The organism is Virgibacillus chiguensis (assembly GCF_900129865.1).
GTDB classification, from domain to species: domain Bacteria; phylum Bacillota; class Bacilli; order Bacillales; family Amphibacillaceae; genus Virgibacillus; species Virgibacillus chiguensis.
In genome coordinates, this window is record NZ_FQXD01000029.1 from 1 (window position 1) to 15322 (window position 15322).

Here is a 15322-nt window from a genome sequence, read left to right on the forward strand (position 1 = left end):
TTTGTTTAATGCCTTAAACACATTATTCGTTATACCGCCCTCTATTTGCTTTAAATTCGCCCAAATATCATTACGATCCACACGCATCATCGTATTTCTTGAAATCGGTGAGATATATCTCGTCGTGTCTGTTACATAATTTTCAAACAGGGATAAAAGGTCATTGATCTGTGTTTCATAATTAGCAATTTTTTCTTTCGAGGTGTTTATGTTCTGATCCCATGCTTCAACACTTTTCCCCTCATTTGTTTGCACAAAGGTACTCACTTTATTAAGTGAATCGTCCATTTTTTCTAAAGCACACTTATATGCCCGAAGTTCACCTATAATATCATCTAAAACCCCATAATTAATTTGTAAGTCACGCTTCACAAACTATCCCCCTTCTCCCTCCCTTTTTAAATCCCCTTGCTTTTAAGACATTTCAGTTTTCTTCCTCTATATAAATTCTAATGGTAAAATAACCCATACACCATGCGTCTTTTTCCTTGTTTTTATATAGGTGGTTTTTACTACTTAAAACTGAAAAACACCATTTTCTGTCACTAGTTTCAGTTATAGTTACGAGAGATGGTGTTAAATGAAAACGAGGATGCGCTCCCTTCATTTTATCCACGCATTTACCACGCCCTCAAAAAACAAACGGTTAGGGCTTAAGATAAATGAAAACAACGGAACTATCATGCTACATTTTGTTTTTCTATTTTACTTTACGATAAGATGTGATTGTGCATCATGACGAAGAATAAGGTAAAATAGCACTAGGAATAACGGCCTCCTTTACATAGGTAATATTTTATTTGATAAAATTCGATCATCTACGTTTAAAACTAGTAATCTAGTTTTATATAAAAACATACTAAATATTCTAGTTAGTTGGAGGTAAAAGATGAATAGAAAAAGAAGGCGAAGAAAATTAAAGAAGAGAGCATGGGTGCTCCTTGCCGTCATATTGCTTGGTATAGGCACTATCATTTTCTCCATTACAGGAGGAGATAGTTCGCCATCAGAGGCAAAAAAAGAAGCAGAACAGAATCTACCCATGCTAACAAAAGACTCCGTGAAAGAACTAACCGAGCAGGCAGAGGACGTTTTAAAGCACGTAGCATCATCAGGCGCTTCCCCGGAAGCAACAGAAGAACTAAGCCAGTTTATTACACAATCTGAGCAAACCAAAGTGAATGATGAAGTGTTAGAAGGTTATTGGCAACAACTAACAATCTGCTTGAAAGCGATTTCTTCCTATCGAGAACCAAAAACAGAAGAAAAAGCATTAGGAAAAGTATATCCGGCATACTTAACTGCATTAGAAAACCTAAAAGAAACCCATCCGTCCTTAGACATGGAAGAAATTGATCCATACCATTGGTTTTATGCTGCAGCTGCCAATTATGAACAAGGACAACAGAAAGAAGGGCAAATAACGCTGAGCATGGTAGGGGATACTTCTTTCGGTACTTATCCTGAGGCTCCTAACCATTTACAATTTGATACGGTTTTTAAAAAGAAGAACGGCGACAACCAATACGTTTTTAAAAACAGCCTGCCTTGGTTTCACTCTGATGATTATACCGTGATTAATGCGGAAAGTGCTTTTACGACAGAAACGGAGGCACAAGATAAAAAATGGCGTATAAAAAGTCATCCTACCTATGCAGCTTTTTTGCCAGCTAGCGGCGTTGAAGCAGCGAATCTAGCAAACAACCATACAATGGATTATTTTGAAGCTGGATATGAAGATACGTTGGAAGCTTTTAAGAAGCATGATGTTGCTGTGTTTAATGAAGATATGCCACTTACTAAAAACATCAACGGTATGGAAACAGTATTCCTAGGCTACGATTATCGATATAGAAAGTCCACGGACTCATACTTACAACATATTATTCAAGACGTGCAAACATATAAAAAAGAAGATAATCTAGTCATTGTGAATATGCATTGGGGAATAGAATATATGGAAACACCTGCTACGTATCAAACAAAATTTGGACATGCCATCATTGATGCAGGAGCAGATATTATTATTGGTCACCACCCCCATCGTTTACAAAGCGTTGAAAAATACAATGGCAAATATATCATTTACAGCATGGGAGATTATGCTTTTGGTGCTGATCCAACATTAAAATCTCGACAAACAGCGATTTTCCGGCTTACCTTTGCCAAAGAAAATAATGCAGTTATCACAAAAGGACTACGCATTGTTCCAACGTTAGAAAATTCCAATGATAGCGAAACAGAAAATAATTACCAACCACTTCCAGTATTTGGAAAAGATGCGAAGGACATTGTTGACGAGTTGGTTAGAATTAGCAGCATTATTCCAAATGGTGTTACGGAATATGATTATTTTGATCCATTTCTGGACATGTAAATAGCAACATACAGCGAATAAGCGTTTAGGACATATGATTAGGGTTACGCTAGTTCAAGCAAAGTCAAATTATGTAGACTCCTTCGAGGACCACGAAGACAAAGAAAGCGATCTTTGCTTTCTGAGGAAGCTGATATAGCTCGCAGGAAAGCAACATATTTTGAGGCAGCAATTTTTCCAACGAAGGATGATCACCAAATTTTTGTGGTGGCATCCTTCGTTTTAAGACTTAAATTTCAGGTTTTCCTATTGTGTGTAAATAAGCCAAACAAGTATATTTTATTGGACTCTTATATCGCACCTTTTTCTATGGAGCATAGATTACACAGGACTAATTTCCGTTAAACGGCGTAGCAATACTTCGATATCTAAAGATGTATCAACCATATGTTGCACACCACGTTCTGTAATTTTTTTCAACTTAGGAGTCACTCCTAGAACAGGAACCCCACACATATCTTCCATAAGCTTTGGATTGGTTATCTCATCTATATTAGGCTGATTACTCTTCCCATTTATTACAATTCCTACAATTGGTATCCCTACCTGTTTTGCATAGTAAACCGTTAAATAAGTATGATTTACCGTTCCAAGATTTGGTCTAGCCACAATAAGAATGGGAAGCTTTAAAGCAATTGCTAAATCACTAACTAAAAAGTCCTTTCCTAAAGGTACGGAAATACCTCCTGCCCCTTCCACGATAAAAAAATCGTGTCTATCTTTTATTTTTTCCCAATGGTCTAACACAGCTTGCATACAAATTTCTTTATCTTCCAGTTGTGCTGCCACAGATGGTGCGAGAGGTTGACTAAATTCATATGGCGTAATTTCCGCATGAGTTAAAGATGTTTGCGACATATGTTTTAACAAACTCGTATCACTATTTGCATGATTACGTGAAATCCCACTTAATAACGGCTTAAATACCCCCACATCCAGTTTCTTTTCCTTTAAAGTTGCTGCAATTCCACTAGCTATAACTGTTTTGCCAACATCGGTATCAGTTCCGGTTATAAATATCCCTTTCATCTAAGGACGCCCCACTTTTTTCCAATTATATAAAAAGCATGTAATACATCATCTATCTCTTTCATAGAATGACTTGCGGTTACAGTAAGTCGAATACGGCTTTCTCCATTAGGCACTGTTGGCGGACGAATTGCCGGCGCATAGATTCCTTTTTCCTCTAACTCTTTCGCGAATTCAAGCGCTAATTGTTGCTCACCTATAATGACAGGAATAATTGCTGTATGATCTCCTTTCACAGCGTATCCCATATCATTTAATCCTTCCTTCACCTTTCTAATATTGTAGTGAAGATGCTCACGCCTGCTTGCATCCTGCTCTATCAGCTCTATTGCTGTATATGTAGCTGCACAAATGGCAGGAGAAAGTGCAGTTTGAAAAATAAACGTCCTAGCATAGTTCATTAAGAAATCCACCAATGTACTAGAGCCAGCAACAAATCCACCTTCTGTCCCAATTGCTTTACTACATGTGCCAATTACTACATCTGGCACGATACCAAAATACGCACTTGTCCCTCTTCCGCTTTGCCCTAGCACCCCAGTTGCATGGGCGTCATCGACAATAACATATGCGTGATAATGATCTGCAAGCTCCATCATGCGATCAAGGGGTGCAATCGAACCATCCATGCTAAAAACGCCGTCCGTTACAATAAATCGCTGTTTGTATTTTGTGGTAGCAGCTAATTTTCTTTCCAAATCTTCCATGTCCACATGGCGGTAAATACACGTTTTGGCTTTGGATAAACGACAACCATCTATGATACTAGCATGATTATATTGATCACTTAAGATAACGTCCTCTGCTTCAGCTAAGGCAGATAAAACACCTATATTCGCTAAATAACCGCTAGAAAATAATCGTGCAGCCTCTGTTTGCTTAAATGTTGCTATCTTTTTTTCCAACTTCTCATGCCAATACGTGTTACCCGTCGTTAGTCTTGAACCACTACTCCCAACACCAAACTGTTGCAATGCCTCTATCGTTGCATGAATCAACCGTTTATCATTTGCCAGCCCTAAATAATCATTAGAGGAGAAGATTATTTTCTTTTCCCCATCTACTATCCTTGCCGATCGCGATGCCGCTTCCATCGTTCGAAGCGTACGATACAACGCATTTTCTTGCATTTCTTTCACTCTGTTATGCAACTTGTCGTCAAACGACAACATGACTCACCTCATGAATCGCAGCTTTCATAATGCCAACCATTGCTTCTATTTCTTCTACGGTAGTAGCGAGCGGTGGCATAAAAACGATGGTATTTCCAATTGGTCTTGTCAACATACCCAGATCCCTCATTTTTAAAGATACGAGGTAACCGACTCTTTTTTCAGGAGGAAATGGCTCCCTTGTCTCCTGATTAGCCACGAGTTCTATCCCGCACATAAAGCCAAGCTGCCTCACATCGCCTACCGTTGGAAGTGCATACAGTTGTTGAAGGATTTTCCCCATCTCTTTTGCTTTAGTGGCTACACTTTCAACGATTTGCTCTTCCTTAAATAATTTTACATTTTCGAGGGCAACTGCACATCCAAGCTGGTTTCCTGTATACGAATGCCCATGGAAAAAAGTCTTCATTTGGTTATAATCATCATAAAAAGCTTGATAAATATCCTCTGTCGTTAGCGTTGCAGCAATTGGTAAATAACCTCCTGTTATACCTTTTCCAACCGCCATAAAATCTGGTTGAACTTGTTCGTGTTCACAGGCAAACATTTTCCCTGTCCGTCCAAAACCTGTTGCAACTTCATCTACAATCATGAGGATATTATATTGATCACAAAGCTCTCGTACGCCTGCTAAAAATCCATCTGGCATCACAATCATTCCAGAAGCTCCTTGAACCATAGACTCGATAGAAAGCGCCGCAATTTCTGCATGTTTTTCCATAAGTAACTGTTCTAACTCATACAAACATGCATCACGGCATTGTATAGGGTCACCACTTGAAGAACGATACACATAGGGGATTGGTGCTTTATAGCTTTCAAACATTAACGGCCCATAAATATGATGAAAAAGGTCGATTGAACCAACGCTCACAGCGCCAATAGTATCGCCATGGTAACCATTTTGCATGGCAATAAACTTCTGCTTTTCTGGTCTGCCGATATTTATCCAATATTGAAAAGCCATTTTAAGTGCGATTTCCATCGCCGTAGCGCCGCTGTCTGAATAAAAAACTCTCGTTAGATTTTCAGGGCTGACTTTAACCAGCTCTTCTGCTAATTCTGTTGCAGGCACATTGGTCATTCCTAAAAGGGTAGAATGAGCAATTTTCTCAAGTTGTTGTTTAATTGCCTCATCTAATTTCTGCTTGCGATGACCGTGTACATTTAACCAAACGGAAGAAAAACCGTCGTAATATTCCTTGCCATAGATGTCTTTCACCTTTACTCCTTGCCCTTCCTCAATAATTAAAGGGTCAAGATCATAATCCTTCATTTGTGTAAACGGTAGCCATAAATGCTTTTTACTTTTTTCTATTAGTTCTTGTTGCAATGCTTATCCCTCCCATGTAATCAATACTGGTTGATTTTCCAAATAATTTATGTATGAGCGTATGTCCTTCTGCCCGTCCACAAAGAAAATTCTACAACCCCGTTCATCTCCGTACGTTTTTATATTTTCAATACGCTGATAGCCCATTTTTCTACTAGCAACGTAACCTGTCGTATAATCGGGATCATCTGACCAGCATAGTTCTGCAATAGTAGCAGGATGATTATTTACTTTCGCAGCTAGCGCAAGCGCTTCTCTTATTCTAGAATTAGCGGAAACATGATAATAACGTGCCCATTTTTCAAAATCATTGCCCAACCAATCTAATCTAGACACCCGAACTCCTTTTTCTCCTCGATCATCCAAGCGTTTACCTGAATGGGCATCTATTAAAACAGCTCCTCGCATAGACGAATATTGCGAAACAATTTCAACCGCGCGGTCTATCACTTTTTTAGGGATCCCTATTATTTCTAACAGTTGAAAAGCAACTGTTTTTCCTTCTTTTAAAAAGGTGTCTCCTTCTTTCACAAATCTTTCTACATTCGCCCATCTCTCTAAAGGTTGTACATATGTTACTGACTCAGGAATACTTTCTAATTGAATTTGCATAAAATCTGGTCTTCCCTTGCAATGCGTTAGTCCCTTTTCTAATAAATACATGGCAACTTGTTGAATATTAGAAAAACAAGTAATCCGCTCTCCGCCAGAAATATGTGTACCCCCTTGTTCATGACTACCACCTTGAGCTGCCCTCATTCGCAAATTATATAGTTTATCCACTACTATTTCACCTCCATTTGTTAACCTTTTTATTTTTAGGTTTACAATTAAATTGTATTCTCCCCTTTTCCAACTGTCAATAGGTGAAGAAAAACTTGGATTTTTGACAAATCTTTATGAAAATCGATTGTTTTTCTATTCGAAAGCTGTAAATTAAAACAAAAACTTTCACCAATTATTGAAGGCGAAAGCAGTACATTTTTGCTTATACGATAGCCCCCGAGCTAGCAAAAACACACTAAACCTTGCACAATTTCCAAAAAACAAATGAATTAAAAAGTTTCAAAAGTAGTGAAGAGCATTTGTATTCCACCCTATCCATTATGGATAAAGCGATCTCCATAAATAAAATGTAGCGTAGGCTTGCCAATTTGCCCAATTAGTCCCTATTTCGCGTACATATTCTTTAGTTGGCTTTTGTTTTAATCCTACCACCTGTTTGATTGCATTTTGCAATCCTACGTCAGCAATTGGAAAAGCATTAGGAACACGCAAACATCGCATTAATACATAATGGGCTGTCCAAGAACCAATCCCTCTATATGCTGTCAGCATTTTTTCTGCTTCCTCTAAACTAGTTGTAGCAAGTAATTTCTCCTTAGATATTTCGTTACAAACGATAGCACGTGCCATATCAATAATGTATTCACTTTTTCGTTTAGATAGCTGTAATGAAGTTAATTCGGACACAGATATATTTGCAATCACTTCCGGGGTTGGAAACAACCAAAACAAGCTCTCATTCCATTGAACAGATGTCCCATATCGTTCTACTATTCTTCTTTTTAACTTATACGCAAAGGAAAGGTTAATTTGTTGCCCGATAATTGCCCAACTTATGGCTTCAAAGAAATTCGGAATTCCTATTAGCCGCAGTCCATAATGAGTTTGGACAAGGCGCTTTAAATAAGGATCCTTCAAGGCGATTTTGTAAAAACCAGCTAAATTGGTATTTACATCGAACCATTCACTTACAAAGGTCGTAATTTTATCGCGATATGCTTCAGAAAAAGCGCACGAGCTTTTCACAACTTTAACTAGCAATCCTCCACTCGTTGCTTCACGCAACACCATTAAAAAAACCACATCATCTATCTTTATTGCTTTTATAATTTCATTTTTCACCACTTGATACATGCATTCATGGTTTGCATTAGCTAAATAATGTAGATTTTCTTGAAATTGAAACACTTCAGGAACCGCAATACTCCATTCTTTTTCTACTAACATCGCAATCACTCCCTTTACTTTAGTTGTATCATACCTTTCACTCTAAAAGTTTCACTATCTTGTCACGTTGTTTCTCATCCATTCACCTATTTGCTTAAAACCGTTATAATAAAAAGCATAAGGAAACGAGGTGAAACACATGACAAGTTCACTATCAGAAGAGCAATGGCACGCTATTATAACAAACGACGCTGCTTTTGATGCTGTCTTTCTATACGGTGTTCGCTCAACGGGTATATTTTGTCGCCCCTCTTGTAAATCACCAAATCCTAAAAAAGAATTTATTCGTATCTTTCAAAATTCCCAGCAAGCGTTGACAGAAGGTTACCGTCCCTGTAAACGTTGCAAGCCATGTGACGAACATATGCCTGATGAGGAATGGGTTTTGCAAATAAAACAGTTTATTGATATGCATTACGCTGAGCCATTGACATTAGCACGATTAGCGGATCATTGTCATGGGAGCCCTTATTATTTGCAACGAACGTTTAAAAAAATGATGAAAATATCACCGACTGATTATATACAGCAACTACGCATTTCTCATGCAAAAAAGCTTTTAATACAAACAGACAGTTCCATTGCTGAAATAGGTATGAAAGTTGGTTTTCCTAACACGCCTTACTTTATTACGCTATTTAAACAATACACCGAGAAAACACCCAAACAATTTCGATTAGCGTTTAAAGCAAATGGATTAAACTAAAATTTTGACTTGCTTCCCAACGGAAAAATAACGAGCTTCACGACAAGTTATAACCACATCTATATTGGAGGAGAGTTGTAATGACCGTTTATTGGACAACTTGTAAACATGACACATGGGAATTTTATGCAGCTGCAACGGAAAAAGGATTGTGTTACCTAGGCCCGCGTCATTTAGCAGAGAATGAAATGGAAGTGTTTTTACAGAAGCGATTCCCTCACGAGAGGGTGGAGGAAAACGATCAGCCATTAATTTCCTATATAGCTGAACTACAAGAATATTTAAACGGGAACAGGAGGAACTTCGAACTTCAACTCGACCTTTATGGCACCTCTTTTCAGCAACAAGTTTGGCAAGCATTGCAACAGATTCCGTTTGGACAAACGGTCACGTACTCTGATATTGCCACATCTATCGAAAAACCAAAGGCTGTACGCGCTGTTGGAACAGCGATTGGAGCAAATCCGATTTTCATCATCGTTCCTTGCCATCGAGTTATTGGAAAAGATGGTGCCCTTACAGGATTTCGCGGAGGTTTAGATATGAAAGAGCGACTATTATTATTTGAAAAAGGTGTAGAAACATAATAACTGCATCATGTTATTTTTTTCTAAAAAGAACGTGGGTATGTAATTGCATAACTTGGCTTATCATTACGCTGCCGTTTTTCCTTAAGAAGATTTAAATTTTTCTTTTCTGAAAGCAAACTCCCTTTTTATAGTGCCCTACTTTTTCACTAAAAAAGGGAGATGTATTTATTTTTTCAACTTAAAGACAATAAAATCAGCACAGCGAAAATCCTCTTCAAAAGAAGGATATTTTTTTAACATTTCTTGAGATGGTTTTGGTTCTATTATTTTTTCTAATTCAAAACCAATTCCAAGTAAAGTATTCATATACGTCGTCAAAGTCCGATGGAATAGCAACACTTTCTCATCATCACCCAATCTTTGCTTATATACCCCTTCATAAAAATATTGATCGACATTCCAGTGTAATTTGTTCCCACGGTGATCCTTTTCCCATCCACTTGCTGGCGTGACAAAGCATGGATGTAAAATAGAGAAAATAAAGGTGCCTCCATCAACTAATAAGCGATACATCTCGTGAAACGCTTTTTCAATATTTGCAAGGTCTTGCATCACCATGTTTGAAACAATAATATCAAAACTAGCATTTGTTAAAAAATGCAAATCCTCGCAATTTCCGTGGTGATATTCAATCGGTAATTCAACCGGTGTTCTATGTTTCGCCAACTCTAGCATTTTTGTGGAATAGTCTACAGCTGTTACTTTTGCTTTTGATTTTGCTAACAGTCTGCTAAAATAGCCTTCCCCACACCCAGCATCTAAAATCTTTTTGTTATTAACTGGTCCCAATAAAGAGAATAAAGTCGGGTTTAAAAACACTTCTTTATGTAAATCACCTTGTTCAGAATGATTTTCCGCATACGATTTGGCAAAGCTATCCCATCTATTAATTGCTTCTTCGGCACCAATGTTCTTTTTCAACACACTTCCCCCCCTCATTCATTTCACCTAAACTGGTACATCCTTTGCACATTATCGTGTAGTCAACTAGCTTGACTTTAGAAAAACTTGGTTTGTCGCCAAGTCTTATGGCGAATGGCGTAGTTTTTCTTATACTATAAACCTATAGACTTTTATGCTTTCATATAGTGTTAAAAAGTAATCCATACCCCGGTTTTATCATCTGACATTTTAAATCTTGGATATCTTACACATTCCGGGTCATTAGCCTCAAGCTCGATTAAATCATTTGCATATGCTTGTAGTCCTTTAGAAAGGATCTTGCTAATCATTACCTCCCAATAACAATCCTGTTCAGATACGCATTCTTTTGGAAGAAAAAACCCATCGGTAACCACCACAAGATGCTTTAATCCGTTTCTGTTTATTTTCCCAAATTCAATAATCGACTGCATCATTTTCGCCATTTAACACACCATAGCCAGCAAAAGTATTGCTTCTTTGTCTAATGGAGATTAATACGTCTTCTACACCCTCCCTCAAATCTTTTTGTTTATGTATTCCTTTATCAATAAGCTCTTTCCACTTATTTATGGCAACTCCTTCTAAAAACTCTGTTTGCGCTCGTGTTAGCACTCTTACAAATCCACTATCATAAACGGCAAAAATCATACAGTCGCCTGTTTGGATAAAGTCTATCCTATTTGGAGAAATCTTTACTAAAGCTAGTGCTGTCCCCCATAATTGTTCTTTTTTTGATGTGTCAATCGAATATTCTTTCATTTTAGTCTGTAGTTGCATGTTTATCTTTGCAAAATCATCCAGAAAGCTATCGCAAGCGCCATCCGCTACCCCATAGACTGAAATATTATCATTGATGATGACGGCATCTTCATTACATTCACTGACACCTTTACAAGTCACTGTTTCTATTTTCATTCTAAAATCTCCCTGTGAACAATATTTACAATCACTTTTTATACATTTTTTGTCGTCTATCGTTTTTTCCAACAGAACAATTTATTAAACCTTTTTGTTCATTGAACGCACTTCTTTTAAAAGTAGTGCTAAAATAACATGTAAATCAAATGCATAGTGCTCATGATTTTTCCCCATGTATTTCCGAACAAATATGAGATTACCAATTTCTATATCTGCGTTGACTTCTTCCGTACATTCTCTTTTTAATGCTAGATGAAGGTTCTCTCCATATTTTTGCCCGCCACCAGGTAAAATATAATACTATCCACCCTAATCTATTATCCCATAAACGTGTATAACGAGTAGCCTGATCTGAAATGTTTAATTCATACACATCAGGATTACTTAATTCTTTCCATTGCTCAAATCCAAAACTTTGATCATAATAATGCAGTAATAAAGAGATAATCCCGCCATGCGCAACAATAACTGTATGTGTAGCATGACTTTCCACAATATCCTCGACTACTGATATAATGCGGTTCATTGCTTCATTACTCGTTTCTCCGCCTTCATACTTTAAATCAAGTTTATCGTAGGTCGCTTTCAGTTTATCCATCCAATCTGAAAAAAAGGTAGAACTCAGTACACGTTCCGTTAAACGTTCTTCTTGTTCAATTTCTAAATTCTTAATGTCTGCAAATGGCTTTATCGATTGAATCGCTCGTAAAAATGGACTCGAAATAATTCGATCAACCTTTCGTTCTGATAGAAAGCCAGCTAATTCTTTCGCTTGCAACCACCCTCTTTCTGTAAGTGGTGCGTCAGCTGCTTGCCCTTCCGCTTCACAATGCCTAATAACGTAAATTGTTTTATCCATCCAATCGCCTCTATTCATTTTAATATTTTCCACCTCATCATAGCGTTTATTTTCAGATTTATCTTATGATGCAAAATATTAAATAATTTGGAAACGAAATACGTCCACATCAGCAATTCTATTAGCAATAATTCTTATCACTCTATAGCTAAGTGTCGTTGCTTTTGTGGATTATGGATCTCCAACCACTTCTCAGCTTCTCTTATCATCCATGAACCCATATCTTCTAAAAAATCAACTATTTCATAAGGATTTTCTACTGGATGAATAGCGTAGGTAAGAGCTTGTTTCGTCTGCATCTCTTTCTCTGGATAATACGTAGAAAATAATTGATAAGCTGGAAATAAATCTCTTGTATATTTGTTTTCTATCTACGGTTTTGACCTACAGCAGCCGTGACAAAATAGAACCAGCCTATTATGTTGCCAAAATGATATCCAAAAGGGCGCCTCACAAATTTTTGCTGCATCACCTGCCTCTGAATATTCACGTACCAAACATGCGAAAGTATAAGCTAAAGGCAAACTGATGAAACTCCCCATTAACCAAGATAAATTTATGCAGGCGCTGTAACCGTTGTCATAACTATCAATAAATACTTGCCATTTAAAAATCCTAAACAAGGCATCAAGCTAATGGTTTGAATTTTGATTATTTATGGTATAATAAGGGTAACAACATACAATAATAAAATGACCGCCAGCGTGTCAGCGCTGACGATCTGATGCAATAGCATGATTCCCTGCAAGGGGGATTGGCTGTATAGGTTCAAAATAAGCACCCACTGGAGCCGTTAACTCAATGGGGGGCTTATTTTTTTTGGTCAAATGACAGCATAGCTACAATCAGCACTCCGAAGTTCAATGCAATCATCAGTGCTTCGAATACTGTCATTGGCACCACCTCCTTTCTATCGGAGATGAATGCCAACCCGCCCATGAGTTTATCAAACTATTGTTCTTCTATTATATCATTTCATCCAAATTCTCGCCTCCCTCAAACTAGAAACAGTATGACGGAGAATTTATTCAACCAATGTTTTTAATAATTCGCAATATGTCACCCTTTCTACTATTTATACTTCTTTGCTTTTAAACATTCCACTTGAAATTGCTTTGGTGTACAACCATTACAACGTTGAAATGCTTTATAAAAGCTGGATGTACTCTGATACCCTACTTGAAAACCAATTTCTATTCCATTTAAATTTGCAGTCTGAAGCAATTGTCTTGCATGGTTAATTCTAACTTTTTCTAAGTAGGTACGTGGTGTATAGCCAGTATGGTGCTTAAAAACCCTATTTAAATGAAACTTGCTAACCCCCACTTCCAAAGCTATGTCTTGGAGGTAATAGGTTTTCCAATAATCATTTTCAATTATTTCTTTCGTATCTTCTACAATGGAGCGAACAGGATCATAGTTTTTTGTCTTTAAATCTGAACGGCACTGAACCTAATACAGCAACAACATATAAAGCGACTCCTTCGTATAACCCAATCGTCCGCTTCACATAAATCGCCTCCCCTTATTAATCACTTTAGCAATTAAAAAGAGGAGGTTCTTCGCTTTTTTTGCTATTTAATTTTTGTCATATCAAAACAATCATTTAATAAGCCATTAAACAGTTGGCTTTACTTTATTGGTACCCATACCTCACTGTAGTGATCCTCTGAATAAGGGTCATCATCAGTTGAATATACTTCCATTTCTGGTCCACCAGCATGCTCATATCCAGTTGAAGGAAACCATTCAGAAAAGATTCTCTCCCATGTTTTTTGCATTGCTTCTGGCATGGCTCCATAGACAGGAAAAACAGCCCAAGTCGCAGCAGGAATTTTTCTTATCTCCCAATCAGAAGGAACTTGATCCATGTTCTTTTCTGTACAAATTAGATAAGTTACATTTTCTTGTTGTTTATCAAAGTCCATACAAATTCCAAGGATTCCTAGAGAACCACAACTCTTTGCAAGCTCGTTAGTAAATTCATTGGCATTTGACTCGTCCCAGAAGGCTGGTATCTTTTGATGATTCTCTCCGCCAATAATTGTCGTACGAATACTTTTTCCTACAACCTCAAAAGCATCTTTTTTCACCATTCTGTAATCCATTTCTACATCACCCTTCAATTGAATTTGAAAAGAGAGTTTGGGATAAGCTTTCAAAGGATGGACATTTTTCCTAGCGTTTATCGGACTGACACCATGGATTCGTCGAAAAGCTTTTGTAAAAGATTCTGGAGTCTCATATCCATATTTCAGCGCAACATCAATTACTTTTGCTTTCGAATTAATCAGCTCCTGGGTAGCCACAGTAATTCGGCGATTACGGATGTACGCATTCAGGGTGTACCCAGTTAACATGTGAAACATTCGTTGAAAATGAAACTTAGACATACAAGCCACTGAAGCAATCTCATCCATATGAAGATTACTTGATAAATTACGTTTGATAAATTCTATACTGTCCAACATCCTTTGTAGTTCTTTCACCTAGCATTCTCCCTCCTCGACATTCATTGTAATGAAATGGATTCATTCCTTCCTGTTCATCTGTGCTTTGTATTGACAGATTGATAGTCTACCTAAGGTAAGCAGTGGGGTTTTGGATTTTCTTTCATCGCCGCTAATTGTTGTAGTCCTAAAGTTTCTGGACGAATGAGGGAGTTAAGTGCTCTGACCGCCACTGAACCTTGCCTGCAACAACGTTCATAAGTTTATCCCAACACCATACTTACTAATTCATCCAACGTTCCAAAGCATTTCTTCACTTCAGGTAAATGATAGAATGTGCTTGTTGTAGCAGAATTATTGACTTCTTTATTTGGTGAATAAAGAAAGATTTTTTCCTACGTCCTAATGCTATTCCCATTTCAATATGACTTCCTTTTCCTGCAGGAAGTAAGACGATAATAACATCCGCTGCAATCACTGCATCTTTTTGTTTTTGACCTATACATTTTAAAGCTTCAATTGTCGAAGCCCTGTCATTTTTTGTCCAGTCATATGTTAGTACATGGCCATCCTTTATGAATAAACCACGAATATAACGTACACTTTCTATATTTTTAAAACTTGAAGCAATATAAAAATTCACTAGTCCCCCCTTTTTTCTCTTCTCTGTTATACGTATCAATAATGTAACCCCTTTGAGATGGAGATTTATTTTTTATCCATTGATAATCATTTCTGTAATTTCTAACTTTTCTTTTTATAATAACATATTAGAAAGGATGAGTTTTCTATGTTTAACAAATTAACTGGTTGTGAACTACTCACCACTTAGCTTCGCTTGAAGTGGGAGCTTCTCATTTCCACGACGAAAGCAACCTTTCGTCTCCATGAGCGTTACTTCGGGAAGTTCCTGCCCTAGATGTCCGACGAATCGGAGTTTCTTTCGTACCT

The 15322-nt window shown here is 37.4% G+C and carries 17 protein-coding genes and 2 pseudogenes; 3 read left to right on the forward strand and 16 right to left on the reverse strand.

What is annotated here, in order from left to right; genetic code table 11:
• Positions 1–372 (reverse strand): annotated as a pseudogene (locus tag BUB45_RS18665) (deaminase domain-containing protein); the annotation flags it as partial.
• Between the two features lie 517 nt (positions 373–889).
• Between BUB45_RS18665 and BUB45_RS18670 the strand changes: the two are divergent.
• Positions 890–2377, forward strand: a complete 1488-nt coding sequence (locus BUB45_RS18670) for a CapA family protein (RefSeq protein WP_073013308.1) — start codon at positions 890–892, stop codon at positions 2375–2377.
• Between the two features lie 321 nt (positions 2378–2698).
• Here the strand turns inward: BUB45_RS18670 and bioD are convergent, their stop codons facing one another.
• The 5 genes from bioD to BUB45_RS18695 all read right to left on the reverse strand — a co-directional run bounded on the left by bioD (position 2699) and on the right by BUB45_RS18695 (position 7924).
• Positions 2699–3406, reverse strand: coding sequence for a dethiobiotin synthase (gene bioD / locus BUB45_RS18675; RefSeq protein ID WP_073013310.1), 708 nt, complete (start codon positions 3404–3406; stop codon positions 2699–2701).
• Positions 3403–4575 (reverse strand): 8-amino-7-oxononanoate synthase, encoded by a 1173-nt coding sequence (gene bioF / locus BUB45_RS18680; RefSeq protein WP_425303977.1) that lies wholly within the window; start codon positions 4573–4575, stop codon positions 3403–3405. The genes bioD and bioF overlap by 4 nt, the downstream gene beginning before the upstream one ends.
• On the reverse strand, positions 4565–5911 hold the full coding sequence (gene bioA / locus BUB45_RS18685; protein ID WP_073013313.1) for an adenosylmethionine--8-amino-7-oxononanoate transaminase: 1347 nt from the start codon (positions 5909–5911) through the stop codon (positions 4565–4567). The genes bioF and bioA overlap by 11 nt, the downstream gene beginning before the upstream one ends.
• A 3-nt stretch (positions 5912–5914) precedes the next feature.
• Entirely contained in the window at positions 5915–6700 is a 786-nt protein-coding gene (gene bioW, locus BUB45_RS18690) for a 6-carboxyhexanoate--CoA ligase (protein WP_139300209.1), read from the reverse strand.
• A gap of 315 nt (positions 6701–7015) precedes the next feature.
• Positions 7016–7924, reverse strand: coding sequence for a DNA-3-methyladenine glycosylase family protein (locus BUB45_RS18695; protein WP_073013315.1), 909 nt, complete (start codon positions 7922–7924; stop codon positions 7016–7018).
• 139 nt (positions 7925–8063) lie between these two features.
• Between BUB45_RS18695 and BUB45_RS18700 the strand changes: the two genes are divergently transcribed.
• Complete coding sequence (locus BUB45_RS18700) at positions 8064–8630, forward strand: bifunctional transcriptional activator/DNA repair enzyme AdaA (RefSeq protein WP_073013317.1); 567 nt, start codon at positions 8064–8066, stop codon at positions 8628–8630.
• An 80-nt stretch (positions 8631–8710) separates the two neighbouring features.
• Positions 8711–9217, forward strand: a complete 507-nt coding sequence (locus tag BUB45_RS18705) for a methylated-DNA--[protein]-cysteine S-methyltransferase (protein WP_073013319.1) — start codon at positions 8711–8713, stop codon at positions 9215–9217.
• A gap of 168 nt (positions 9218–9385) precedes the next feature.
• Here BUB45_RS18705 and BUB45_RS18710 read toward each other — a convergent pair whose 3' ends face one another.
• From BUB45_RS18710 to BUB45_RS18735, 10 genes and pseudogenes are all read right to left on the reverse strand, one after another.
• On the reverse strand, positions 9386–10159 hold the full coding sequence (locus tag BUB45_RS18710) for a class I SAM-dependent methyltransferase (protein WP_425303976.1): 774 nt from the start codon (positions 10157–10159) through the stop codon (positions 9386–9388).
• Between the two features lie 152 nt (positions 10160–10311).
• The gene (locus BUB45_RS19460) at positions 10312–10587 is read right to left on the reverse strand and encodes a hypothetical protein (protein WP_084723826.1); all 276 of its coding nucleotides are present in this window, start codon (positions 10585–10587) and stop codon (positions 10312–10314) included.
• Positions 10559–11059 (reverse strand): hypothetical protein, encoded by a 501-nt coding sequence (locus BUB45_RS18715; protein ID WP_084723829.1) that lies wholly within the window; start codon positions 11057–11059, stop codon positions 10559–10561. Before BUB45_RS18715 ends, BUB45_RS19460 begins: the two co-directional genes overlap by 29 nt.
• Before the next feature lie 199 nt (positions 11060–11258).
• On the reverse strand, positions 11259–11921 hold the full coding sequence (locus BUB45_RS18720) for a histidine phosphatase family protein (protein WP_084723836.1): 663 nt from the start codon (positions 11919–11921) through the stop codon (positions 11259–11261).
• A gap of 137 nt (positions 11922–12058) precedes the next feature.
• Positions 12059–12220, reverse strand: a complete 162-nt coding sequence (locus tag BUB45_RS20045; RefSeq protein WP_170861792.1) for a hypothetical protein — start codon at positions 12218–12220, stop codon at positions 12059–12061.
• A gap of 80 nt (positions 12221–12300) precedes the next feature.
• Positions 12301–12451, reverse strand: a pseudogene (locus BUB45_RS20555) (amino acid permease); the annotation flags it as partial.
• Positions 12452–12731: 280 nt separating this feature from the next.
• On the reverse strand, positions 12732–12860 hold the full coding sequence (locus tag BUB45_RS20835; RefSeq protein ID WP_367946653.1) for a putative holin-like toxin: 129 nt from the start codon (positions 12858–12860) through the stop codon (positions 12732–12734).
• 132 nt (positions 12861–12992) lie between these two features.
• Positions 12993–13253, reverse strand: a complete 261-nt coding sequence (locus BUB45_RS18725) for a helix-turn-helix transcriptional regulator (protein WP_280157621.1) — start codon at positions 13251–13253, stop codon at positions 12993–12995.
• A 299-nt stretch (positions 13254–13552) separates the two neighbouring features.
• Positions 13553–14410, reverse strand: a complete 858-nt coding sequence (locus BUB45_RS18730; RefSeq protein ID WP_244527774.1) for an AraC family transcriptional regulator — start codon at positions 14408–14410, stop codon at positions 13553–13555.
• Positions 14411–14684: 274 nt separating this feature from the next.
• Entirely contained in the window at positions 14685–15014 is a 330-nt protein-coding gene (locus tag BUB45_RS18735) for a group-specific protein (protein ID WP_342068367.1), read from the reverse strand.
• Positions 15015–15322: the final 308 nt, after the last annotated feature.

Excerpts from the sequence above, each read along its gene's own strand:
- BUB45_RS18700 (WP_073013317.1), top strand. The coding sequence starts at position 8,064 with ATGACAAGTTCACTATCAGAAGAGCAATGGCACGCTATTATAACAAAC.
- BUB45_RS19460 (WP_084723826.1), bottom strand. The coding sequence starts at position 10,587 with ATGGCGAAAATGATGCAGTCGATTATTGAATTTGGGAAAATAAACAGA.
- bioD (WP_073013310.1), bottom strand. The coding sequence starts at position 3,406 with ATGAAAGGGATATTTATAACCGGAACTGATACCGATGTTGGCAAAACA.
- BUB45_RS20045 (WP_170861792.1), bottom strand. The coding sequence starts at position 12,220 with ATGCAGACGAAACAAGCTCTTACCTACGCTATTCATCCAGTAGAAAAT.
- BUB45_RS18710 (WP_425303976.1), bottom strand. The coding sequence starts at position 10,159 with ATGAGGGGGGGAAGTGTGTTGAAAAAGAACATTGGTGCCGAAGAAGCA.
- BUB45_RS18670 (WP_073013308.1), top strand. The coding sequence starts at position 890 with ATGAATAGAAAAAGAAGGCGAAGAAAATTAAAGAAGAGAGCATGGGTG.
- BUB45_RS18695 (WP_073013315.1), bottom strand. The coding sequence starts at position 7,924 with ATGTTAGTAGAAAAAGAATGGAGTATTGCGGTTCCTGAAGTGTTTCAA.
- BUB45_RS18715 (WP_084723829.1), bottom strand. The coding sequence starts at position 11,059 with ATGAAAATAGAAACAGTGACTTGTAAAGGTGTCAGTGAATGTAATGAA.
- BUB45_RS20835 (WP_367946653.1), bottom strand. The coding sequence starts at position 12,860 with ATGGGCGGGTTGGCATTCATCTCCGATAGAAAGGAGGTGGTGCCAATG.
- BUB45_RS18720 (WP_084723836.1), bottom strand. The coding sequence starts at position 11,921 with ATGGATAAAACAATTTACGTTATTAGGCATTGTGAAGCGGAAGGGCAA.
- BUB45_RS18705 (WP_073013319.1), top strand. The coding sequence starts at position 8,711 with ATGACCGTTTATTGGACAACTTGTAAACATGACACATGGGAATTTTAT.